This is a genomic window from Pantoea sp. C8B4, assembly GCF_051336905.1.
GTDB lineage: Bacteria > Pseudomonadota > Gammaproteobacteria > Enterobacterales > Enterobacteriaceae > Pantoea > Pantoea rwandensis_B.
Window position 1 is genome coordinate 504,234 of the sequence record NZ_JBGMNK010000001.1, and the last position, 22,784, is coordinate 527,017.

Genomic DNA, 22,784 nt, shown 5'->3' on the forward strand with positions numbered 1-22,784 from the left:
TCAGAACCCCTGTGCACTTGCTTTAACCAGCGCCGCCTCTTCCGCTTCCGCGCGCGGCAGGTCAGCTGTCAACTTGCCGCCAGACATCACAAGAATGCGATCGGCGACGGCCATAATTTCTTTTAAATCGGAGGTGGAGAACACCACGGCAATGCCCTGCTCTGACAGTTTCACCATCATGCGGAACACTTCCGCTTTGGCACCCACATCGATGCCCCGGCTGGGCTCATCCAGCAGCAGTAAACGTGGATTGGTGAGCAATGAACGGCCAATCACCACTTTTTGCTGATTGCCGCCACTCAGCGCACTGATCGCCACGTCGGGCGACGAGATTTTGATGGCCAGGTTGCCTACCGTACTGTTTACCGCTTCGCGTTCAGCCTGGTCGGAGATCACGGTGCGATGCGATAAACGTCGCCACAAGCTGGCAATGGTGAGATTGCTGGCCACGGAGGAGACCGGGAAAATACCGGCCCGTTTACGATCTTCCGGCACCAGGCTCATGCCCATACGAATACGTTCGGCGGTTGGCAAGCGTGTGGGTAGCGGTTTGCTGTCCAGCCACAGTTTGCCGAGATAGTTGCGCTGGCTGCCGAGCAGGCACTCAAACAGCTCGGTGCGTCCCGCGCCCATCAGGCCATAAATGCCGACGATCTCCCCGGCGCGTACATTGAAACTGACATCGTCCACCAGCGTATTGCCATGGGCACTGACACAGGTGATGTGCTCGGCTTCCAGCACCGCCGCCCCGAACTGACGATTAGGCGGCAGAAAGTTACTCACCGGTTCGCTGCCGAGCATTTCACGCACGATCCAGGGGACATCGATTTCGCTGACCTTCGCTTCCGCCTGAAAACGTCCGTCACGCAGGATGGTAATCACATCACCTATCGCCATCAGCTCTTCCAGCCGATGTGAGATATAAATGATGGAAACCCCCTGCCGCGTCAGTTCACGGATCACGCGGAACAGAATCTCCACTTCGGTTTTGCTCAACGCCGAGGTCGGCTCATCCAGAATTAAGATGTCGGCGTTTTCTGCCAGCGCTTTGGCAATTTCCACCAACTGCTGCTGACCCACTTTCAGGTTGCCGACCATCTCGTCCGGTGAAATTGGCTGGTCGAGACGTTGCAATAACGCAGCCGTACGTCGCTTCTGTTCTGCTTCATTAATCGGGCTGATGCCGCGCTGGATTTCCCGTCCCAGAAAGATGTTCTCCGCCACGCTCAGGTTTTCAAACAGGTTGAGTTCCTGGTGCACCATGCCGATACCGTGTCGGGCGGCGTCTCGCGTACTGCTCAACACCACTTTTTCGCCGTTAAGGAACATTTCGCCGCTGGTGGGCTGCTGTACCCCAGCGAGGATCTTCATCAGCGTGGATTTCCCCGCCCCGTTTTCGCCGATGATGACATTCACTTTGCCGCGCCACACGCGATAATCGACACGATCCAGCGCCAGGGTGCCTGGAAACAACATCGACATCTGTTTGGCCTGCAGGATGATTTCATCGCTCATCATGGATTCCCCTGCTGCAACTGAATCGCCACCACGTCATCCACCTGGTTCGGCTCCATACTGACGGCTAACAGCGCCTGCACCGGTTTGCCGACCCAACTGGCATCCACCGGCGGTAGCTGCTGGACGGCATGGCGGTTCAACGCTTTAGTCAGCTGTGCGTATTGCACCTGATTGGTGAACTCTTCAAAGCGATAGCCCGCCGCATCACGAATCGCATTACTGCGCAGTACCGGCCCAATCAACACCTTGACCGGTTTGCCATTGATGGTGACGGTCAGGCTGCGTTCCCGTTCATTGCTGTTATCAAAGGCGGTGACGGTTCCTCCGGCACGCACAAACACGCTTTCACTGCCCCCCGCTTTGACGGTATGACTTTTGGTTTCCATATCCGCCCAGCTCAGCGCCTGCTTCTCAGCCGGTTGCTGCACCCGGCTGGCCCAGCTCGATTCGGCGATCTGCTGTGGCGTCTGGTTGCTGTAGCCGGGTTTGGCATTCGGATCTTTCGGCATGATGGGATTGCCGTTTGCATCGAGATCCACCACGGTGCAGGCGGTCAATATCAGCGATAAGAGCCCAACCATCAGCCCGGTTGCTGTTTTTCCCTTCATGCCGACCTCCGTCTTATTTCGCCAGGTTGAAGTTTTTCAGCTTCGCGGCGTTGCTGTCGTCGATCAGCACGCAATCCATCAGCTGCTTCTCTTCTTTTTGCGCTTTGCCGTTTTTCAGGTAGTAGTCCACCTGCTCAACCGCCATTTGTGCCTGATCCCAGCCTGGCTGCAGCACCGTGGCTTTGATGTTGCCTTTATTGATGATGGAGTCACGCGTGTAGTCGCTGCCATCAAAGCCGACCACGATCACGTTGGTTTTACCGGCGGCTTTCAACGCGGCTTCCGCACCCAGCGCCATGGTGTCATTCCCGGAAATCACCCCGACGATGTTGGGATTTTTCTGCAGAATGGTTTCCATGCGACTGAAGGCTTCGGTCTGGCTCCAGTTGGCACTCTGCTGCGCCACCATCTTCATATCGGGATAGTCGTCCAGCACATCGTGATAGCCCTGTGAGCGCACGCCCGCATTGGTATCCGACTCTTTGCCCAGCAGCTCAACGTAGTCGCCTTTGCCGTTCAGCAACTTAGCGAACTTCTCTGCGCCCAACTGCGCGCCCTGATAGTTGTTGGAGACAATCTGCGCCACGGCGACGCCGGTTTTGTTGATCTCACGGTCAATCAGGAAGGTGGGGATGCCGGCATCTTTGGCTTTTTGCACCGGGCCGACAGTGGCGTCAGCACCGGCGTTATCCAGAATGATCGCTTTGGCTTTACGCGCGATGGCGGTTTCGATCAGCTGGTTCTGTTTGTTCACGTCATCATCGTGCGAGGCCACCAGCGTGGTGTAACCGAGCGCTTTGGCTTTCTCTTGCGCGCCATCGGCTTCGGCTTTAAAGAACGGGTTATCGTGAGAAGGCGTGATAATAGCAATCAAGCCTTTCTCTGCCGCCAGCGTTGCCGCTGAGGCCAACATCAGTGAAGCCAGTAGGGTCATTTTGAGGACAGAAGCTTTCATTGATTTTTCTCCGCTTGAATATATATTCAATTGCGATTTTATATGCATAATGACTATGCGCTGGCTTCCTGAACTCGTCCATCGCGCGATCCTGAAAAAGCGAAAACGATCACAAAATGTTCTGCGTTGTTATTTATGACAGCCTGATTAACAATACCAGGCAGGTTAAGAGAGAGAAAAAACCATGGCAAAACAGGACGAACAGCGGCTGATGGTGAAAATCGCCACGCTTTATTATGTGGAAGGCATGAAGCAGTCCGACATTGCGCAGCTGCTGAAACTGTCGCAATCCTTTGTGTCACGCATTCTCAATCGCAGCGTGAAAGAAGGCGTGGTGAAGATCAGCGTGGTGCCCCCCGCCAACGTCTTTCCCGAACTGGAGAAGGCGATTGAGCAGCAGTATCAGCTGCCACAGGTGATTGTGGTCGATGTGCCGGATCAGGCTTCCGCGCTGCAAATTAAACAGGCGATTGGATCAGCGGCGGCGCACTATCTGGAAACCCGCCTGCGCGCCGATGAACTGATCGGCATTTCATCATGGAGTGGCACCATTCGCGCGATGGTGGACGCGTTACATCCGCTGAGTGCGCCCTGCAAAGGCGTGATCCAGTTGCTTGGTGGGGTGGGCGCGAACGGCAACGTTCAAGCCACCATCCTGACGCAGAATCTGGCGGCGCTGCTGGATTGTCCGGCCTGGTTACTGCCGTCGCAGTCGATTGAGCATTCAGTGCAGGATCGTCAACGCTTATCAGTAAACCCAGACGTGGCCGTGGTGCTGGAAAAGTTTGATCAAGTGGATCTGGCGATTGTCGGCATTGGCGATCTTGAGCCTTCCGCGCTGCTACGCAATTCCGGCAACTACTATGACGGCGAGATGCTGCGCACGCTGGCCGAGCGCGGTGCGGTGGGCGATATCTGTTTGCATTATTTTGATGCTGACGGAAAACCGGTGTTGAACGCTGAGGAAGATCCGGTGATTGGCATGGAGCTGGCGCAGGTTAAACAGTGCGCGCAAGTGGTGGCGCTGGCAGGCGGCAAAGAAAAAGCCCAGGCGATTCGCGGAGCGTTGCGCGGTGGATATGTGAAAGTGCTGATTGTGGATTATCCCACCGCACGATTGCTGATGGAATGACCGAATTAACAGTGTGCTTTAAGGCGCGGCCCTGACGAGCCGCGCTTCGCCAGGATGACTTAACCGATGGTTCGGTATGCCGTGGTGACCTTCCACAAATAACGTGGTGCCTGTGCCGCCGGATGTTTATCCTGCACATGCTGATAGAATTCGTCCGGCGTCATCGAGTTGATCATCGCAATCGCCCGATCGCGATTCCGTGAGAAGGTGCGCAGCAACGCACCGGCACCGTTGGCGTAAGAAACGATGGTGGCATAGCGCAGCGTCAGTGGATTTCGAATACCGGCCAACTCAGAATCCTGCAGCAGCTTGAGATATGCCGCGCCGATATCGATATTTCTCGCTGGATCGCGCAATTCCGAAGACGTTGGCTGACCGTGACGTCCCTGAGTGCGATACACCGCACGCCCCGCCGTTGAGGCTTTAATCTGCATCAACCCTACCGCGTTTGAGCGGCTGGTAACGGTGGGATTGCCCCCGGATTCGACACTAATAATGGCGCTGATTAACTTCTCATCAACGCCATAATGACTGGCGGCATCTTCGGTAAACATTGACCATGCATCATTCACTTTCGACGGGGGTGCCTGGGTTAATGGCGTATTTTTCTCTGGCACGACCGTTTTTTCTGGCTCACTGGCACAGCCCGCGAGCAACAGCGCAGATAGCATAAGTAGTCGAATTTTCACTGATTTTTGGTTCCGCAATAGAGTTGGCGCAAGCTATGATACCTGGCGCAGCGCAATGCAAAATTACCGTTTATCCTAAATACGTAAAAAACCTTGTGCTGCCGTGACATCGGTAACGGATTTCGCCATCATCGGCAGGCCACTTTAAATCAGGATGAACGCTATGCTTTCCCCCCGATCCATTCGTCTGATCGCCCCCTCCGGCTACTGCCATAATCAGGATGCGGCCCAACGTGCAGTGAGTCGTTTACAGGCTCAGGGACATCAGTTGGACAACTTATCAGCGATTACACGCCGCTTCCAGCGTTTTGCGGGCGAGGACGGGGAACGGTTGAATGATGTGAACCAGCTGGCAACACTGAGCACGCTGCCCGATATTGTGCTGGCGGTGCGCGGTGGGTACGGTGCCTCGCGCTTGCTGGATCAGATTGATTATGTCGGTCTGCAGCGCCGGCTGCTCAATCAACCTATCGCGCTTTGTGGACACAGTGATTTCACCGCGATTCAACTGGCGTTACTGGCGCAAACCGGGCTGGTAACCTTCAGCGGCCCGATGCTGGCCGGCAACTTCGGCGCAGAGGCATTATCCGAATTTACCCTGTCACACTTTTGGCAGGCGCTCTCTTCTCCTACAGTCAATATAGGCTGGCAGACCCACAGCCCGGATGCGGGACGCTGGCAAGGGACCTTGTGGGGCGGCAATCTGGCGATGATCTGCTCTCTGATCGGCACACCGTGGATGCCGCAAATTGAAAACGGCATTTTGGTGATCGAGGATGTGAATGAGCATCCTTTCCGCATAGAGCGCATGCTGATTCAACTGCAACAGAGCGGCATTCTGGCGCGCCAGCGGGCGATCATCACCGGCAGTTTCACCAGCACGTCACTGTCGGCTTATGACAATGGTTTCGATTTTGCCAGCGTATGGCAACGCATCCGCGATGAATATCAGCTACCGGTGATCAGCGAACTGGCGTTTGGCCACGATGCGGACACCGTCACGCTGCCGCTGGGCGCCAGCGCCACCTTACAGCTTGAACAGGGCGAAGCACAGCTTGCCTTCACCGGCCACCCGACATTGCGCTAACGTTTTGCCGCAGGAGACCGACATTGAAGCCACTGTACGAAGATTTGTGGATCTCCACCCCGGAATTTCCCGCCGAAGAAACGGCGCAAGATTTAATGATGCATGGCTTTATGCTGCGCCATCCGCGCGGCAATCTGGTCATCGGCCGTGTCGAACATCCGCTCGATCATGAGTTTCTCAATGATGCGGGCGGCGTGATTCGTCACTACCTCACCCACTGGCATGAAGCCGCGCCAGGCGCCGTGGCGATCCAGCAGCGTTTTAACAGTGCGCTCTACTGTCACAGCCGTTCGCTGGGGCCCGTCAGTCTGATTGTCGAACCCGATGAGACCTTCATTCAGCAGGAAAGCCACTTTGGTGACTTTCATCTGCTGCCCACACCCGGCCACACACCCGGCAGCTGCAGCTACCTTTATCACTCCCCGCTGGGCCAGACCTATCTGTTCGTTGGCGATACCTTGACCTGTGACTACAACCGCTGGATCAGCGTGTTGGTACCGGAGAGTAATCCGTTGGAGTTGCAGCAGTCGCTGGAACTGTATCGCGCACTGCGCCCGGATGTGGTGCTAATGAGCACCACGCGTGGTCACCTGTCATGGGCGAAAGTCGATTTGCAGAGTTGGCTAGCGGCGATCGATGAGGCAGAGCAATCGCCGCTGGATTTGCGCCAGCAGCCACTGATCTAGTTACAGCGATTTACTGAGGTAATGACGCTGATGCAGACGCGGATAATTATCGAGGCTGAAGCGTAAGGTGTAGCCCATCTTTTCATAGAACGGGCGCGCCTGGAAACTGGCCGTATCAACCTGCGCATAAAGGCAACCACGGGCGCGGGCCTCTGTTTCGGCGGCCTGAATCAACTGTGTGCCAGCCCCCTGCCCGCGTAACGCATCGCCGACCCATAGCAGGTCGATGCGCAACCAGTTACCAAAGGTGGAACCGGTCAACCCGGCCAGCTTGCGGCCAGAAGCATCCTTAATGAAGACGCCAATCGCCTGCATCTCACTGGGATCGATAAAGCGGCTGTTATATTCGGTGAGGCCGAGACGAACATCATCCAGATCCTCTGCGGTAACGGTGTTAGTTACGCTTAATTGCATCGTCTTCTCCTTTGACTGGCAACTATGAATTGGGCCGCTGGCTATCGTCGTAACGTTCCAGCGAAAGAATTTCCGCATCGCGTTTTTCGGTGCGATTGCAGGGGATCAGTTTATCGCTATCGGCATAGACAAAGAACGTATCGTCATTATTTTTGTTCACAATCAGCTGGTCGCCATTACGAAAACGCGTGATCGCCACTTTATCCCCGCCTTGCAAACGCGTGCGCTGTTGCCCTGCTGCAATTTGAAAATGACGTGTTGGCCACATCAGCGTGCTTAAACCGTATTCCGCACGCGATACCGTCATGGTCGGGCGCCCCGGGCAGGTAATTTGAAATTCGGTTTCGCTCCAGGCCGGCGCGATTTGGCACGCCATTAAGCCAACGGCAATAGCTATCGCCTTCATTGGGATCTCCGCTGAGGTTAGATGATGATTTCGTTGGGTTTTATGCAGAGAAGCGTAACACAGAAAAAAGCGAGAAGACGAATAATGGCCCGTTGAGTACGGGCCTGCAAGGATAGAAGGGTAAAGAAAACGTTAGTTAACCGAATTCATATCTTTGATTTGATTACGGTTTATCTGCTGTTCTTTACCATCAATATCTTTGTAAGTAATCATGCCGGTATCTTCATCCACTTTAGGTTTACCCTGCACCACAATGGTTTGCCCATCGGTGGTGTGCATGACGTGATCGGATGCGCAGCCCGCCAGCAGTAGGCCGAGGCTAAAAGTACCGATTAAAAGCAATGTCTTTTTCATCTCATCCTCCTTTTGGATTCACTGTCAGGTTTAGCACAGCGCGCAGTAATGTGAACCAGGAGAAAGATTAATCTGTGCAGAACAATCGCTGCGCATCAGCCGATATCGACTGAGCAGCAGCTATATTGCATGGATTTCCATCGCAAACGGATGGGGAAGGAATGACCGAATGGGATTACTCTGCGGCAACCTGTGCGGCGACTAACATTAACGCCAGACCCGCATCTTCCGGATCGAAGCCTTGCATCACTTCTTGTATGGCCGCTACACAGTTCATTACCTGCTTTTTTTTGTCGGCTTCTAATTTATCAATCGCGTGCTGAAGAATCATTAAACTGGCTTCTTCTTCTTTCATAGATTTGCCCTTGTTTTGCTTACCTGATGCGCAACGCTGGCAAGAATAACGTTTATCTGCTACCAAAGTCACCCCTTTACATTCTTACCGCTTAACGATTAAGCAAATGACAAATGGGAAGCGGTGCCAGACCTGCTATGATCAGCATATCAGTGGGCATTGACGGGCCACTGCAAACAAGGAATCGAACCAGGACAGGATCATGTTGCGAATCACGGTAGTACTCACCCTCTTATTATTGGCTGGTTGCAGCTCCACGCCCAAAGGTGTCGACTGCCCGGGCGAAGTCGCGACCATTTATGGACAATCAATGGGGCGGACTCAGGCGCGCATTTTCGATTTGGTGAACGCCTTTACGGTTACGCGTGATGGCGTGGCGGTGAAAAGCGGCACATTGCACTCCAGCGATCGTTTCCAGTATGTCCCTTCTGCCGTGACGCCTGAGGGCTTCACCGCTCAGCGGCTGTCAGATAAGCAATTCCGTCTGATCAACCCTTATCAGAACACCATGATTACCTGGACGTGCCCTTAAACGTGCTTAGCCGGGAAAGATGGTTTATTGTCAGGCTTCCTCACGCTGCGGACCTGTACTATGGAAAAGAGTCTGGACAATAACGGCTACATCGATTTCCCCTTCCCCGCTTCCACCAATGCGGATGGTTCGGTGAATCCTTGTGGATTTGACCTCACGCTGGAGACCGATCGCATCGACGAGATCTCAGCGGGTAAACATTCCGAAAATTTACGGCGTTTACTGGAAGAGGTGAATTTGCAGGAGGGGGTATTTATGACCTTAGCCTGTGACTGGCAGCAGCGTGATGACGGCGTGTGCGGATTTATCGATGTGGCTTTACGCCCGGCGCTATCGAGTGGCAGCAGTGAAGAGACGCAAAGTCTGGATCAGGCATTTGAACTCTATCTGAGCCGACAAGAGAAGCAGCACAACATGCAGAGCGGCACCCTGGTCAATTACGCCCGCGCCGTGCTGGATTGGGGCTGGTCACCTTTGCATCAGCGTCATATGCGCTATGAGAAAGTCACCATTCGCTATTATTGTCAGCAAGCCGACGATGCCGAGTGGTGTTTCGATCATCTACGCCATTTTTTAGTGACCTGGTATCCGGCTTATCGCGGCAATCCCTAAGGGCGTCTCGTGACACCCTATCGGGCTTAGGGTTTGACCAGACGAATCGCATGCTCCAGCATCCGCTGTTCGTCGCGTTCATCATGCGCGCGATGGTGGCGGGTTCGCTGCAATAAATCGGTGATTTCAGCGCGTTTAGTTTCGTGGCCACATTCGGACAGGACAATCACCGCGTCGCCAATCACCCGACACACTTCATCGTAATCGTCTTCACTTAATACATCACGTTTCATCTCTCCTCCCGGTGCTATGCGGCCTGATTTCCGCAAATCAAAAGGCCTGCTACCTCGTTTAAGCCTGGACAGAGTTCAACAATCCTGCAAACCACTGTTACAACCTCGTTGGCCTGCGGGTTGCTGGTCTGAAAATCTGTGACTACGCTGAATCGTAATATTCACAACCAGCAGGGAGTCATCATGACTGATAAAGCGGAAGCAAAATTGAATGAAGCAGCGGGCGCAGTTGAAGAAAAAATCGGAGAATGGACCGGCTCTCGCAAACATCAGGCTAAAGGTGCCGCGCGTCGTTATCCCGCGCAAGCCAGTTATGCTGTGCAGGATGCGGCAGACTGTGTGGTCAAATCGGTACGTGATAATCCGGCAACTGGCCTGGCGGTAGCAGCCAGCATCGGCATTATTGTCGGTTTCCTGCTCGGCAGGAAATAAGCTGCGATGGGGGGCCTTCCTGGCCCCAACGCTTATTGATGATGACCAGCCTCATCCAACCTTTCCTGAATATGTTCATCCGGCGTCTCAGCCACATCAGCCGTGCTGTTATTCACATCCAGATGACGCCCCTGGTGCGCAGTGATATTCACTGGCACGTCAGGTAATTGTGCACAGCTGCCAAATGACACCAGTAAAAAGAACCACGCGGCTAATGACGTCTTTGCCATCTTCACTTCCACCCACACTGTTTTGAGTCGGGCCAGATTGCCTGACAGAGTGCAAATTAGCGTCAGTGCTGCGCAAAGCTGTGTGGGCAGATGTGAGCAATCAGGCTTGCGAACGGCGTGCTTTAAAGCGCGCCACCATGGTCATCAATGCCTGATAAATCAATCCAGCGTACAAGCTTTTCACCACCACCATACTGATGGCCTCACCCTGCGCCTGCCACGAAGTGAACCACATGAAAATGCCCCACAGCAGCGAAAACAGCAGCCAGCCCTTAACGAATTTGATGACACCTTGCATACCACCTCCAGAATCTGAAGCGCAGAACATAGCGGGTTTTGCCGGAAAAGGCACGACGAGGGGTTCATGGATGCTATCTGTTTCAAAGTTTTGCGAAATGTATTGTCAGGCGCGAACCGCCGTTAAGAAATTGCGCACTTGTCGCATACAGTATGATCACAGTTTGTGATTGAATCCCCGCCAACGTTGTCAGGCATGTTGTGAATATGAATTATTTAAGCGATATCCAGAAATTTATTGAGAGTAACACCCTGCTATCCACCACTTTTAGCTTGCTGCTGCTGGTGATTGCGGGAATGGTGACGCATCTGATCTGCAAATTCTTTGTGGTGAAGGTGGTGCGCAAGGTCTTCTTTAGCACACACAAAAAACAGGTTCCACTCGATAAAGATGTGCGGCTTTCTGAAAAGCTCTCTAATTTTATTCCGGTGATCACGGTTTATTACCTGCTGCAGTTTATGCCAGACCTGCCCGAACATCTGCTGATTGCTATTAAGACTATCTGCGGCATTTTGTTCTTTGTTTATCTGTCGCTGTTCTTCACAGAAGTGCTGGAGATTGTTAACAACTCCTACTCCCGCAAATCAAAGCGTAAGAATCACTCGATCAAGGGTTATATTCAGGTCGGCAAGATCCTGGTGCACATTATTTCGGCGATCATGATCCTGGCCATTATGTCGAATAAATCGCCAGTGATTATTATCTCGAGTTTGGGGGCGGTTGCTGCGGTATTGATGTTGGTGTTCCAGCACACCTTAATGTCGCTGGTGGCGAATATTCAGGTGTCATCCAACGACGTGCTGCAACTTGGTGACTGGATTGAGATGCCGGATAAAGGCATTAGCGGCGAAGTGATTGATATTGCACTGCACACCATTACGCTGCGTAACTGGGATAACACGTTGTCACGTATCCCGACGAAAAATTTCCTCACCGAAACCTATACCAACTGGCAAGCGATGTTCTCCTCCGGCGCGCGCCGTATTATGCGTAGCTTCCACCTCGACCAAATGTCGATTCGCTTTCTCGATCACGAACTCATTCAGCAGATGAGCCAGATTCGCGGTGTTAACGAGCAGCTTTCAGCGTTAATGGATGGCCGAGACAGCAATGCTGTGGGCGAACGCTGGTTTGCTGACAACGGCATGACTAACCTGACGGTGTTCCGCAAATATCTCACCGCGTGGCTGTCGCAGCGCGATGATATTAAGCAGGATATGTATATCGTGGTGCGCACCATGAAGCCCTCGCCGGAAGGTTTGCCGGTAGAAGTTTATTGCTTCACCTCGTCGATATTTTGGGTCGAATATGAGAATTCGCAGTCAGCGATCTTCGAATATATCTATGCGATTGTCGGCCAGTTTGGGCTGCGCATGTATCAACATCCGGGCGGCAATGATTTCTGGCGCTTGTCGCAGCAGCATGCGTCATCCGCCAAATCCGTTGAACAGCAGGCCGATTAATTTAGCGCATAAAAAACGGGAGCCATGGGCTCCCGTCTCAATTTCTGGCTGGCAGAAATTACATGTTCGCGATGATCGCGTCACCAAACTCTGAGCATTTCAGCAGTTTAGCGCCATCCATCAGACGCTCGAAGTCATAGGTCACGGTCTTAGCGGCGATTGCGCCTTCCATGCCTTTAACAATCAGGTCTGCGGCTTCGAACCACTCCATATGACGCAGCATCATTTCTGCAGACAGGATAACGGAACCTGGGTTCACTTTATCCTGACCCGCGTACTTAGGTGCCGTACCGTGGGTGGCTTCGAACAGTGCACATTCGTCACCGATGTTTGCGCCTGGTGCGATACCGATACCGCCAACCTGTGCCGCCAGGGCATCAGAGATGTAGTCACCGTTCAGGTTCATACAAGCGATAACGTCGTATTCGGCTGGACGCAACAGGATCTGCTGCAGGAAGGCGTCAGCAATCACGTCTTTCACGATGATCTCTTTGCCGGTGTTCGGGTTCTTGAACTTCATCCACGGACCGCCATCGATCAGCTCGCCGCCGAACTCTTCTTTCACCAACTGGTAGCCCCAGTCTTTGAATGAGCCTTCGGTGAACTTCATGATGTTGCCTTTGTGAACCAGGGTCAGAGAATCACGATCGTTGGTGATGGTGTACTCAACCGCTGCGCGTACCAGACGTTTAGTGCCCTCTTCAGAGCACGGCTTCACGCCGATACCACACTGCTCAGGGAAGCGAATTTTCTTCACGCCCATCTCTTCACGCAGGAACTTGATCACTTTATCCGCTTCTGGCGTGCCCGCTTTCCACTCGATACCTGCATAGATATCTTCTGAGTTCTCACGGAAGATCACCATGTCGGTATCTTCTGGGCGTTTAACCGGGCTTGGGGTACCGGTGTAGTAGCGAACCGGACGCAGGCACACGTACAGATCCAGCTCCTGACGCAGCGCAACGTTCAGAGAACGAATACCGCCACCGACTGGGGTAGTCAGCGGGCCTTTGATGGCAACGCGGTATTCTTTGATTAAATCGAGGGTTTCTTGCGGCAGCCAGACGTCCTGACCGTAAAGTTCTACTGATTTCTCACCAGTATAAATTTCCATCCAGGAAATTTTGCGCTCGCCGTTGTAGGCTTTCTTCACAGCGGCATCAACCACTTTCAGCATTACAGGGGAAACATCAACGCCGATGCCATCACCTTCGATGTAAGGAATGACTGGGTTATTCGGAACAGTGAGTTTGCCCTGAACCAGGGTGATTTTTTGACCTTCCGCCGGAACAACTACTTTGCTTTCCATCAACCTCTCCTTCGAGCGATTTTTTGTTAATGATTTGTAAGATGCGGGTCAATACTACTTGAATATTTCCGCTACGCCAATCACCGCAGTTTCGCGTTATAATGCGCCGATTGTTTCTGACTGCAAAGCCCATGCGAAAAACTTCTCAACGAATTCACCAGGATAAGCGTCCAAACACCGCAGCACGCCAGCCCGTGCGCCGTGACACACGTCCAAAAGGACCGCGACGCGTCATACTCTTTAACAAACCTTTCGATGTTTTACCGCAGTTCAGTGATGAAGCGGGACGCCGCACGCTCAAGGATTTCGTGCCGGTTAGCGACGTTTATGCCGCCGGCCGCCTCGATCGCGACAGCGAAGGTTTGATGATTCTGACCAACGATGGCGCGCTCCAGGCCCAACTGACGCAGCCCGGAAAGCGCACCGGAAAAATCTATTATGTGCAGATTGAAGGTGCACCACAGGAATCAGATTTATCCCTGTTACGCAACGGCGTCACCCTCAATGATGGACCCACGCTGCCTGCTGGCGTGGAATTAGTCACTGAACCAGAGTGGCTCTGGCCGCGCCAGCCGCCGATCCGCGAGCGTAAAGCGATCCCGACCAGCTGGTTGAAAATCACCCTGTACGAAGGGCGTAACCGTCAGGTGCGGCGCATGACGGCGCATATTGGTTTTCCCACCTTGCGCCTGATTCGCTTTGCCATGGGCAAATATCAACTCGACGATTTAGCCCTGGGAGAGTGGCGCGATGTCAGTGCCGACGTTTAGAACACCACTTTTCAATAACTTTTAGTTAACAATTTCGGAGGAAGGATGTTTAAACCTCATGTAACGGTAGCTTGTATCGTGCAGGCGCAAGGCGAATTACTGGTGGTCGAGGAGCGTGTTCACGGCCGTATTACGTGGAATCAACCGGCGGGCCATCTCGAAGCTGATGAAACGTTGCTCGAAGCCACACAGCGTGAGTTGTTTGAAGAGACCGGAATAGACGCTAAACCCGAGTATTTCCTCGGTGTGCAGCAGTGGATCGCGCCTGACGATACACCTTTTGTGCGTTTCCTGTTTGGCCTCGATCTGCCAGAAAAATGCGAGACGTCTCCGCACGATCGTGACATCGATTGTTGCTGGTGGCTGCCGCCAGAGCAGATTCTGACGGCGAATCGCCTGCGTTCACCGCTGGTCGCTGAGAGTGTACGTTTGTGGCAACAAGGCGCGCGTTATCCGCTGCAACTGGTGGCGCCGTTCCAATGGCCGTTTCACGAAGGTGCGCGCCCGGCTTCGGCATGATAGAATGCGCCGCCTGTTTTTATCGTAATTAAGAGTGCGTCATGTCTGACAACAGCCAGAAAAAAGTGATCGTCGGGATGTCCGGCGGCGTCGATTCTTCCGTATCCGCCTGGTTACTGCAACAGCAGGGCTATCAGGTTGAAGGCCTATTCATGAAGAACTGGGAGGAAGACGACGGCGAGGAGTATTGCACCGCCGCTGATGATCTGGCTGACGCTCAAGCCGTGTGTGACAAACTCGGCATCAAACTGCACAAAATCAACTTCGCCGCTGAGTACTGGGACAACGTGTTCGAACACTTCCTGGAAGAGTACAAAGCGGGCCGTACGCCAAACCCCGATATTCTGTGCAATAAAGAGATCAAATTTAAGGCCTTCCTTGAATTCGCGGCTGAAGATCTCGGTGCAGACTTCATCGCCACCGGACACTATGTGCGCCGCGCCGATGTGAATGGCACCAGCCAGTTACTGCGCGGTCTCGACGGCAATAAAGATCAGAGTTACTTCCTCTACACCCTGAGTCATGAACAGATTGCGCAAAGCCTGTTCCCGGTGGGTGAACTGGAGAAGCCTGAGGTTCGGCGTATCGCTGAAGAACTGGATTTGATCACTGCGAAGAAAAAAGACTCGACCGGCATTTGCTTTATCGGCGAGCGCAAATTCCGCGACTTCCTTGGCCGTTACTTACCTGCACAGCCGGGCGAAATCGAAACCGTTGAGGGTGAGATTGTCGGTGAACACCAGGGGCTGATGTATCACACGCTGGGTCAGCGCAAAGGATTGGGGATTGGTGGGCGCAAAGAGAGCAATGACGATCCCTGGTATGTGGTCGACAAAGATGTCGCACGCAATCGCCTGGTGGTGGCGCAGGGTGCAGAACATCCACGCCTGATGTCTGTTGGCTTGATTGCTCAGCAACTGGATTGGGTTGATCGCCAAACAATGACGGCCCCGTTACGCTGCACGGTGAAAACCCGTTATCGCCAGACCGATATTCCCTGTGAAATCATTCCGCTGGATAGCAATCGTATTGAAGTGCGTTTTGACGAGCCGGTTGCGGCCGTCACGCCTGGCCAGTCGGCCGTATTTTATCTGGGTGATGTTTGCCTCGGTGGCGGCATTATTGAACAGCGCCTGCCCCTGGCAGAAGCCTGAGGTCGGCGCTGCCGACGCGATGACAGGAGTTAAGCGTGGCCAAGAACTATTATGAGATAACGCTCGCGCTCGCGGGTATTTGTCAGTCCGCGCATCTGGTGCAGCAATTAGCGCATCAGGGCAGTTGCAACAATGCCGCATTAACCGTGTCGCTGCGCAGCCTGCTGGATCTGAACCCCGGCTCGACGTTGGCGGTCTTTGGCAATGATGAAGCGAATCTGCATCTCGGCCTGGAATCGCTGATGGCGGTGCTGAACAGCGGCAGCCGCCAGGGTGCCGGGGCCGAACTGACACGTTACACCCTGAGCATGATGGTGCTGGAACGCAAATTGCACGGCAACAGCGCGGCGCTGAACACCCTTTCTCAGCGAATTGCGCAGCTTGATCGCCAATTAGCGCATTACGAGCTGGAATCTGAAACCATCACCAGTGCCATGGCAGGGATTTATGTCGATGTCATTAGCCCACTGGGTCCGCGCATTCAGGTCACCGGTTCGCCGCAGGTATTACAGAATTCTCAGGTACAGAGTAAAGTGCGAGCCACCTTGCTGGCAGGTATTCGTGCTGCTGTGCTGTGGCAGCAGGTGGGCGGTGGCCGCCTGCAGCTGATGTTCTCGCGCCAGCGTTTGCTGCGTGAAGCCAAAACCATTTTATCCCGGTTGGGCCCGGCGTATTAAGCGCCGCCCTGCCCTAATTTGTTAACGATTCAGGAGTTGCACTGATGGAATTATCCTCTCTGACCGCCGTCTCACCTGTCGATGGCCGTTATGGCGATAAAGTCAGCCCGCTGCGCGCCATTTTCAGCGAATACGGTTTGCTGAAATTCCGCGTTGAGGTTGAAGTTCGCTGGTTACAGAAACTGGCTACGACCGCAGAGATCAAGGAAGTTCCTGCATTTGATGCTGACGCAAACGCTTTCCTTGATGCCATTGTCGCCAATTTCAGCGAAGAAGACGCGGCGCGCATCAAAACCATCGAACGCACCACCAACCACGACGTCAAAGCGGTTGAGTACTTCCTGAAAGAGAAAGTGGCTGATGTCCCTGCGCTGCATGCGGTATCAGAGTTCATCCACTTCGCCTGTACTTCTGAAGATATCAACAACCTGTCGCACGCACTGATGCTGGAAACCGCTCGCCGTGACGTCATCGTGCCTTTCTGGAACAAAATTATCGATGCGGTGAAAGGGCTGGCGCAGGAATATCGCGATATCCCGCTGCTGTCTCGTACGCATGGCCAACCCGCTACGCCTTCCACCATGGGTAAAGAGATGGCCAACGTCGCTTACCGCATGGAGCGTCAGCTGCGTCAGTTGAGCAAAATCGAGGTGCTGGGCAAAATCAACGGCGCGGTCGGCAACTACAATGCCCACATTGCTGCGTATCCGGAAGTCGACTGGCATCAGCTGAGCGAGCAGTTCGTGACCTCACTGGGCGTGACCTGGAACCCGTACACCACGCAGATCGAACCGCATGATTACATCGCAGAACTGTTTGATTGCATCGCGCGTTTCAACACCATCCTGATCGACTTTGACCGTGATATCTGGGGTTACGTTGCCCTGAATCACTTCAAGCAGAAAACCATCGCCGGCGAAATCGGCTCTTCCACCATGCCGCATAAAGTGAACCCGATTGACTTCGAAAACTCGGAAGGCAACCTCGGTCTGGCGAATGCGGTGATGCAGCACCTGGCGAGCAAACTGCCGGTTTCCCGCTGGCAGCGCGATCTCACCGACTCTACCGTACTGCGTAACCTCGGCGTCGGCGTGGGCTACGCGCTGATCGCTTATCAGGCGACGTTGAAAGGTATCTCTAAACTGGAAGTGAACCGCGATCGTCTGCTGGACGAACTGGATCACAACTGGGAAGTGCTGGCCGAGCCGATCCAGACCGTGATGCGCCGCTACGGTATCGAGAAGCCATACGAAAAGCTGAAAGAGCTGACGCGTGGCAAACGTGTGGATGCAGCCGGTATGCAGGCCTTCATCGACAGCCTCGAACTGCCGGAAGAAGAGAAAGTGCGTCTGAAGCAGATGACACCGGCCAACTATCTCGGCCGCGCCATTCAGATGGTTGATGATTTAAAATAATCATTAAGGGTGTGCCTGCGGGCACACCCTACTCTTCCCCTCAGGCAGTCAAGCAACAGCAAATCGGCAAGTGCATCAATCCCTTGTTACCTGCGTCCGGAATAAATACTCGCCGCTTTTTCCTGCTGTCGTTCAAACGATGACAGCCAAGTGTTGTTCTCTTGTTTAGCTCGCTTAACATATACTCTTGCCATCATCACTGAGTTTGAAGGTAAGGAAATTCTATGCGTGTTCTGGTTGTGGAAGATAATGCACTGCTGCGTCATCATCTCGCCGTGCAGTTACGTGAAATGGGTCATCAGGTGGATGCTGCCGAAGATGCCAAAGAAGCCGACTATTTCCTGCAGGAACACATTCCCGACATTGCGCTAGTCGATTTAGGCTTGCCTGATGAAGATGGCATGTCGTTGATTCGTCGCTGGCGCGGTGATGCTGTGCGTCAACCGATTCTGGTGTTGACGGCGCGTGAAGGCTGGCAGGCTAAAGTGGAAGCACTCGAAGCGGGTGCCGATGACTACGTCACCAAACCTTTCCATATCGAAGAAGTCGCTGCACGTTTGCAGGCGCTGATGCGTCGCAACAGTGGACACGCTTCACAGATCATTGCGATGCCGCCGTTCCAGGTTGATCTGTCACGTCGTGAAGTCACCGTCAATGATGCGCCGGTTAAACTCACCGCATTTGAGTACACCATTGTAGAAACCTTGATCCGCAACGCCGGAAAAGTGGTCAGCAAAGATTCGCTGATGCTGCAACTCTATCCCGATGCCGAACTGCGCGAGAGCCACACCATTGATGTTTTGATGGGTCGCCTGCGTAAAAAGATTCTTGCGCTCCATCCGACCGAAGTGATTAACACCGTGCGCGGCCAGGGCTATCGCTTTGATCTCTGATTTATGAATTGGCTGAATCGTTTACGTCCTTTCTCATTACGCGCCCGGTTTTTACTGGCGACCGCCGCTATTGTGCTGTTTCTGTCGCTCTCCTACGGCATGGTTGCCGTAGTCGGCTATGTGGTGAGTTTCGATAAAAACACCTATCGCGTGATGCGCGGCGAGAGCAACCTGTTCTTCACCCTGGCGCAGTGGCAAAACAATAAGCTGACCATTGCCCAGCCAGAGCGTATGACTCTCAATTTCCCGACGCTGGTGTTTATCTACGATGAACACGGCAAGTTGCTGTGGCAGCAGCGTGATGTGCCGGACATCCGCAAAAAAATTCAGCGTGAGTGGCTGCTCAAGCCCGATTTTTATGAAATCGACACCACAAATCGCACCAGTCTGGCCGCCATCGGTAATAACTCCGAGGTCAAAGAGCGGTTGCATCAACTGGACAGCGACAACAACGACACCTTTACCCACTCGGTCGCCGTCAACCGTTACGATGCCACCACGAACTTACCGGCACTGACCATCGTAGTGGTGGATTCCATTCCCCAGGAACTGCAGCACTCGGATGTGGTGTGGTCATGGTTTAGCTATGTGCTGGCAGCGAACCTGCTGTTAGTGATTCCGCTGCTGTGGCTGGCCGCGCACTGGAGCCTGCGCCCTATTGGTGATTTAACCGCGCAGGTGCGGGAACTGGAAACGGGTCATCGCGAGAACCTGGACGACAATCCGCCGCAGGAGTTACGCAGCCTGGTGCGAAATCTCAACCTGCTGCTGACCAATGAGCGCCAGCGCTACACGCGTTATCGCACCACCCTGTCTGATTTAACGCACAGCCTGAAAACTCCGCTGGCGGTGTTGCAAAGTACCTTGCGCTCCCTGCGCAGCGGCAAGGAGCTCACCGTGGAGCAGGCCGAACCGGTGATGCTGGAGCAGATCAGCCGTATTTCACAACAAATTGGCTACTACCTGCATCGTGCCAGTATGCAGGCCGATCATAATCCGCTGCAGCGCGATCTGCATTCGGTGTCGGCACTATTGGACAGCCTTTGCTCGGCGCTGAATAAGGTTTATCAGCGCAAAGGTGTCGAAATCACCCTGGATATTTCCCCCGAGTTGACCTTTATCGGCGACCAAAATGACTTTATGGAAGTGCTGGGCAACGTGCTGGATAACGCCTGCAAATACTGCCTGGAATTTATTGAGGTCAGCGCAAGGCAAACCGACAAGGCACTGCATCTGTTTATTGATGATGACGGCCCCGGCATTCCTGAAAGCAAACGCGATCTGATCTTCGTGCGTGGTCAGCGTGCCGATACGTTACGTCCCGGCCAGGGCCTTGGCTTAGCCGTGGTCCGCGACATCCTCGAACAATACGCCGGTCAGGTGATCGCCAGCACCAGCCCGCTGGGCGGTGCCCGCATGGAAGTGATTTTCCAGCGTCAGGAAGTTGAACATCACCGCGAGTAGAAAGGCCTGCGGGCTGTTATACTTGCCTGCATTCATGGCCCTAACCGGAACACTCGTATGGACTATCAGCTCGATATTAACTGGCCCGACTTTATTCAGCGCTACTGGCAAAAACGTCCGGTGGTGCTCAAGCGTGGTTTTAAAAACTTCATTGATCCCATTTCTCCTGATGAGCTGGCGGGTCTGGCGATGGAAAACGAGGTGGACAGCCGCCTGGTGAGCCATAACAACGGCAAATGGCAGGTTAGCCATGGTCCGTTTGAAAGCTACGATCATCTCGGCGAGAGCAACTGGTCGCTGCTGGTGCAGGCGGTTAATCACTGGCATGAACCTTCTGCCGCGCTGATGCGCCCGTTCCGTTTCCTGCCTGACTGGCGCATCGACGATCTGATGATCTCTTTTGCCGTTCCGGGTGGCGGTGTAGGCCCTCACTTCGACCAGTATGATGTGTTTATCATTCAGGGCACCGGCCGTCGTCGCTGGCGCGTGGGCGAAAAAGTGCCGATGAAACAGCACTGCCCGCATCCCGATCTGCTGCAGGTTGAGCCGTTTGATGCCATCATCGACGAAGAGATGGAGCCGGGCGACATTCTGTACATTCCACCAGGATTCCCGCATGAGGGCTATTCGCTGGAAAATGCCATCAATTATTCGGTCGGTTTCCGCGCACCCAATGGCCGCGAGCTGATTAGCGGTTTCGCCGACTTTATGCTGGCACATGAGCTGGGCAGCTATCGTTTCAGCGATCCCGATGTACCTTCGCGCGATTGTCCGTCACAGATTTTGCCCTCTGAAGTGGAAGGGATCCGTCAGGTGATGTTGGATGTGATCAACCAACCAGAACAGTTCAATCAGTGGTTTGGCGAGTTTATCTCGCAGTCACGTCACGAACTGGATATCGCCCCACCAGAGCCGCCGTATCAGCCTGATGAGATTTACGATGCGCTGCAGCAAGGCGATGCGTTGACGCGCCTTGGCGGCCTGCGCGTGTTGACGCTGGGCGATGCGGTATTTGTGAACGGGGAACGTGTGGCGTGCGGCCACCCAGAAGTGCTGGCGGCACTGGCACACAATCAGGTGTTAACGCTGGAAGATTTCGGCGATGCGCTGGACGACCCGTCGCTGCTGGCACAGCTTGCGGCGCTGGTGAACAGCGGCTACTGGTTCTTCGGTGAGTAATCTGTTGCACTATAATCGCGTCTCTTTATCACGGCGCGATTTGTCACACGTGCTTGCCGCGACAGAGACGCTGTCGACTGCGCCGCCACGTAAGATATTGATAAAAGGCCTGCTTAGCAGGCCTTTTTCATACTATTTCTTCTCTGCTGCCAGCGCAGACAAGCGTACAATCACATCTACCGCCTGCGACATCACATTTAATGACGCGAACTCGTGTTTACCGTGGTAGTTATAGCCGCCGGTGAACAGGTTTGGACACGGCAAACCTTTCCACGATAGCGCAGAACCGTCGGTGCCACCGCGAATCGGCTTCACTACCGGTTCGATGCCGCAATCACGAATGGCCTGCAGCGCCAGCTCAATAATCTGCGGATGTGGCTCAACTTTCTCACGCATATTGCGGTAGCTGTCGCTGATTTCCACTTTCACTGAGCACTCAGCCTGCAACCCCTTCCCAACGCGCGCAGCAATCTCTTCCAGCAGCTGTTTACGCTGTTCATAACTGTCGGCGTCGAAGTCACGAATCAGATACATTAATTCGGCATGCTCAACCGTGCCTTTGATGGTATGCAGATGGAAAAAGCCTTCATAACCGTCAGTGAACTGAGGTTTTTCTTTGGCGGGTAGCTCAGCGTGGAAACGCATTGCCAGATCCAGTGCATTCACCATCACGTTTTTCGCACTGCCGGGGTGCACGTTATTGCCGGTGATTTTCACCATCGCGGTCGCGGCATTGAAGTTTTCAAATTCAAATTCGCCGAGATCGCTGCCATCAATGGTGTACGCCCAGTCCGCTGCAAAACCTTCAACATCGAAATGAGAGGTGCCGCGACCAATCTCTTCATCAGGGGTAAACGCCACACGAATCGCGCCGTGCGGAATATCCTCTTTGACCAGGCGTGCCATCGCCGTCATGATTTCAGCGATACCCGCTTTATCATCTGCGCCCAGCAAGGTTTTGCCATCGGTGGTGATCAGCGTATGGCCAATCAACTTGTGCAGGATCGGGAACATCACCGGCGAGAGGATTTCATCGCCGTTGCCCAGCGCAATGTCGCCGCCACGGTAGTTTTCGATAATCTGCGGATTGACGTTTTTAGCGGTGAAATCCGGTGACGTATCCATATGCGAGATAAAGCCAATCACCGGGGTCGGCCAGTCAACGTTGGCGGGCAAAGTGCCCATCACGCAGCAGTGATCGCTCAGGGACACATCAACAAATCCCAGTGCAATCAGCTCTTCCTGTAACTGACGCGCCAGCGTCCACTGCCCTTCACTGCTGGGCACCTGACGCGCCTGCGGTTTTGACTGAGTTTCTACTGCCACATAACTGAGAAAACGCTCAAGTAATTGATCCATTTGTCATCCCTCTAAAGAACCTGCGTTATTATCATGGCGCG

General features: G+C 53.8%; 28 protein-coding genes. 15 read left to right on the plus strand and 13 right to left on the minus strand.

Annotated features, from left to right (window positions below; all coding sequences use genetic code 11):
* Genes ACCW76_RS02285 through ACCW76_RS02295 form a run of 3 tightly spaced genes read right to left on the minus strand, consistent with a single transcriptional unit; the run spans position 1 to position 3,081 of the window.
* On the minus strand, positions 1-1,515 hold the full coding sequence (locus ACCW76_RS02285) for a sugar ABC transporter ATP-binding protein (RefSeq protein WP_436337692.1): 1,515 nt from the start codon (positions 1,513-1,515) through the stop codon (positions 1-3).
* On the minus strand, positions 1,515-2,126 hold the full coding sequence (locus tag ACCW76_RS02290; RefSeq protein WP_436337622.1) for a DUF2291 family protein: 612 nt from the start codon (positions 2,124-2,126) through the stop codon (positions 1,515-1,517). Before ACCW76_RS02290 ends, ACCW76_RS02285 begins: the two co-directional genes overlap by 1 nt.
* Positions 2,127-2,139: 13 nt before the next feature.
* The gene (locus ACCW76_RS02295) at positions 2,140-3,081 is read right to left on the minus strand and encodes a D-ribose ABC transporter substrate-binding protein (RefSeq protein WP_034821972.1); all 942 of its coding nucleotides are present in this window, start codon (positions 3,079-3,081) and stop codon (positions 2,140-2,142) included.
* Positions 3,082-3,265: 184 nt separating this feature from the next.
* Between ACCW76_RS02295 and ACCW76_RS02300 the strand changes: the two genes are divergently transcribed.
* Positions 3,266-4,213, plus strand: a complete 948-nt coding sequence (locus ACCW76_RS02300; RefSeq protein ID WP_038647511.1) for a sugar-binding transcriptional regulator — start codon at positions 3,266-3,268, stop codon at positions 4,211-4,213.
* Positions 4,214-4,272: 59 nt separating this feature from the next.
* Here the strand turns inward: ACCW76_RS02300 and emtA are convergent, their stop codons facing one another.
* A complete protein-coding gene (emtA, locus tag ACCW76_RS02305) occupies positions 4,273-4,902 on the minus strand; it encodes a membrane-bound lytic murein transglycosylase EmtA (protein ID WP_075564066.1) in 630 nt (209 codons plus the stop codon).
* Between the two features lie 163 nt (positions 4,903-5,065).
* Between emtA and ldcA the strand changes: the two genes are divergently transcribed.
* Together ldcA and ACCW76_RS02315 are read left to right on the plus strand one after the other, a co-directional pair.
* Positions 5,066-5,989, plus strand: a complete 924-nt coding sequence (gene ldcA, locus ACCW76_RS02310) for a muramoyltetrapeptide carboxypeptidase (RefSeq protein WP_045833039.1) — start codon at positions 5,066-5,068, stop codon at positions 5,987-5,989.
* Positions 5,990-6,012: 23 nt separating this feature from the next.
* A complete protein-coding gene (locus ACCW76_RS02315; RefSeq protein WP_038647517.1) occupies positions 6,013-6,675 on the plus strand; it encodes an MBL fold metallo-hydrolase in 663 nt (220 codons plus the stop codon).
* On the opposite strand, the gene ACCW76_RS02320 is transcribed toward ACCW76_RS02315, so the two are convergent.
* The 4 genes from ACCW76_RS02320 to ACCW76_RS02335 form a co-directional block, all read right to left on the minus strand.
* On the minus strand, positions 6,676-7,089 hold the full coding sequence (locus ACCW76_RS02320) for a GNAT family N-acetyltransferase (RefSeq protein WP_436337623.1): 414 nt from the start codon (positions 7,087-7,089) through the stop codon (positions 6,676-6,678).
* A 22-nt stretch (positions 7,090-7,111) separates the two neighbouring features.
* The gene (locus ACCW76_RS02325) at positions 7,112-7,495 is read right to left on the minus strand and encodes a hypothetical protein (protein ID WP_045813894.1); all 384 of its coding nucleotides are present in this window, start codon (positions 7,493-7,495) and stop codon (positions 7,112-7,114) included.
* A 132-nt stretch (positions 7,496-7,627) separates the two neighbouring features.
* A complete protein-coding gene (locus ACCW76_RS02330) occupies positions 7,628-7,849 on the minus strand; it encodes a YgdI/YgdR family lipoprotein (protein WP_058962298.1) in 222 nt (73 codons plus the stop codon).
* A 175-nt stretch (positions 7,850-8,024) separates the two neighbouring features.
* The gene (locus ACCW76_RS02335; protein ID WP_034821992.1) at positions 8,025-8,204 is read right to left on the minus strand and encodes a hypothetical protein; all 180 of its coding nucleotides are present in this window, start codon (positions 8,202-8,204) and stop codon (positions 8,025-8,027) included.
* Between the two features lie 202 nt (positions 8,205-8,406).
* On the opposite strand from ACCW76_RS02335, the gene ACCW76_RS02340 reads away from it, so the two are divergent.
* Together ACCW76_RS02340 and ACCW76_RS02345 are read left to right on the plus strand one after the other, a co-directional pair.
* Positions 8,407-8,736: a hypothetical protein gene (locus ACCW76_RS02340; protein WP_436337624.1), complete on the plus strand. Its 330-nt coding sequence runs from the start codon at positions 8,407-8,409 to the stop codon at positions 8,734-8,736.
* A gap of 60 nt (positions 8,737-8,796) precedes the next feature.
* Positions 8,797-9,348, plus strand: coding sequence for a hypothetical protein (locus ACCW76_RS02345; RefSeq protein WP_034821998.1), 552 nt, complete (start codon positions 8,797-8,799; stop codon positions 9,346-9,348).
* 26 nt (positions 9,349-9,374) lie between these two features.
* Here ACCW76_RS02345 and ACCW76_RS02350 read toward each other — a convergent pair whose 3' ends face one another.
* A complete protein-coding gene (locus ACCW76_RS02350; RefSeq protein ID WP_034822002.1) occupies positions 9,375-9,581 on the minus strand; it encodes a DUF2767 family protein in 207 nt (68 codons plus the stop codon).
* A gap of 183 nt (positions 9,582-9,764) precedes the next feature.
* On the opposite strand from ACCW76_RS02350, the gene ACCW76_RS02355 reads away from it, so the two are divergent.
* Positions 9,765-10,013 carry a DUF883 family protein gene (locus ACCW76_RS02355; protein WP_034822005.1) on the plus strand — a complete coding sequence of 83 codons (249 nt, stop codon included), beginning with the start codon at positions 9,765-9,767 and terminating at the stop codon, positions 10,011-10,013.
* Positions 10,014-10,045: 32 nt separating this feature from the next.
* On the opposite strand, the gene ACCW76_RS02360 is transcribed toward ACCW76_RS02355, so the two are convergent.
* Entirely contained in the window at positions 10,046-10,243 is a 198-nt protein-coding gene (locus ACCW76_RS02360) for a hypothetical protein (protein ID WP_436337625.1), read from the minus strand.
* Between the two features lie 100 nt (positions 10,244-10,343).
* On the minus strand, positions 10,344-10,541 hold the full coding sequence (locus tag ACCW76_RS02365; protein WP_034822012.1) for a DUF6404 family protein: 198 nt from the start codon (positions 10,539-10,541) through the stop codon (positions 10,344-10,346).
* Between the two features lie 206 nt (positions 10,542-10,747).
* Between ACCW76_RS02365 and ACCW76_RS02370 the strand changes: the two genes are divergently transcribed.
* Entirely contained in the window at positions 10,748-12,004 is a 1,257-nt protein-coding gene (locus ACCW76_RS02370) for a mechanosensitive ion channel family protein (RefSeq protein ID WP_045833047.1), read from the plus strand.
* A gap of 58 nt (positions 12,005-12,062) precedes the next feature.
* Here ACCW76_RS02370 and icd read toward each other — a convergent pair whose 3' ends face one another.
* Positions 12,063-13,313: an NADP-dependent isocitrate dehydrogenase gene (icd, locus tag ACCW76_RS02375; protein WP_038647536.1), complete on the minus strand. Its 1,251-nt coding sequence runs from the start codon at positions 13,311-13,313 to the stop codon at positions 12,063-12,065.
* A 101-nt stretch (positions 13,314-13,414) separates the two neighbouring features.
* Here icd and rluE point away from each other — a divergent pair, with 101 nt between their 5' ends.
* From rluE to ACCW76_RS02415, 8 genes are all read left to right on the plus strand, one after another.
* The gene (rluE, locus tag ACCW76_RS02380) at positions 13,415-14,083 is read left to right on the plus strand and encodes a 23S rRNA pseudouridine(2457) synthase RluE (protein WP_436337626.1); all 669 of its coding nucleotides are present in this window, start codon (positions 13,415-13,417) and stop codon (positions 14,081-14,083) included.
* A gap of 45 nt (positions 14,084-14,128) precedes the next feature.
* A complete protein-coding gene (locus tag ACCW76_RS02385) occupies positions 14,129-14,602 on the plus strand; it encodes an NUDIX domain-containing protein (RefSeq protein WP_436337627.1) in 474 nt (157 codons plus the stop codon).
* 41 nt (positions 14,603-14,643) lie between these two features.
* Positions 14,644-15,756, plus strand: a complete 1,113-nt coding sequence (gene mnmA, locus ACCW76_RS02390) for a tRNA 2-thiouridine(34) synthase MnmA (protein ID WP_038647542.1) — start codon at positions 14,644-14,646, stop codon at positions 15,754-15,756.
* 35 nt (positions 15,757-15,791) lie between these two features.
* Positions 15,792-16,433 (plus strand): high frequency lysogenization protein HflD, encoded by a 642-nt coding sequence (gene hflD, locus ACCW76_RS02395; RefSeq protein WP_034822031.1) that lies wholly within the window; start codon positions 15,792-15,794, stop codon positions 16,431-16,433.
* Positions 16,434-16,477: 44 nt separating this feature from the next.
* Complete coding sequence (purB, locus tag ACCW76_RS02400) at positions 16,478-17,848, plus strand: adenylosuccinate lyase (protein WP_034822034.1); 1,371 nt, start codon at positions 16,478-16,480, stop codon at positions 17,846-17,848.
* Positions 17,849-18,072: 224 nt separating this feature from the next.
* Positions 18,073-18,741 carry a two-component system response regulator PhoP gene (gene phoP / locus ACCW76_RS02405; protein ID WP_034822036.1) on the plus strand — a complete coding sequence of 223 codons (669 nt, stop codon included), beginning with the start codon at positions 18,073-18,075 and terminating at the stop codon, positions 18,739-18,741.
* Positions 18,742-18,744: 3 nt separating this feature from the next.
* Positions 18,745-20,205, plus strand: a complete 1,461-nt coding sequence (gene phoQ, locus ACCW76_RS02410) for a two-component system sensor histidine kinase PhoQ (protein ID WP_436337628.1) — start codon at positions 18,745-18,747, stop codon at positions 20,203-20,205.
* Positions 20,206-20,262: 57 nt separating this feature from the next.
* Positions 20,263-21,384, plus strand: a complete 1,122-nt coding sequence (locus ACCW76_RS02415; RefSeq protein WP_436337629.1) for a JmjC domain-containing protein — start codon at positions 20,263-20,265, stop codon at positions 21,382-21,384.
* A gap of 132 nt (positions 21,385-21,516) precedes the next feature.
* On the opposite strand, the gene pepT is transcribed toward ACCW76_RS02415, so the two are convergent.
* On the minus strand, positions 21,517-22,743 hold the full coding sequence (gene pepT / locus ACCW76_RS02420) for a peptidase T (RefSeq protein ID WP_045813882.1): 1,227 nt from the start codon (positions 22,741-22,743) through the stop codon (positions 21,517-21,519).
* Between the last annotated feature and the right edge of the window lie 41 nt (positions 22,744-22,784).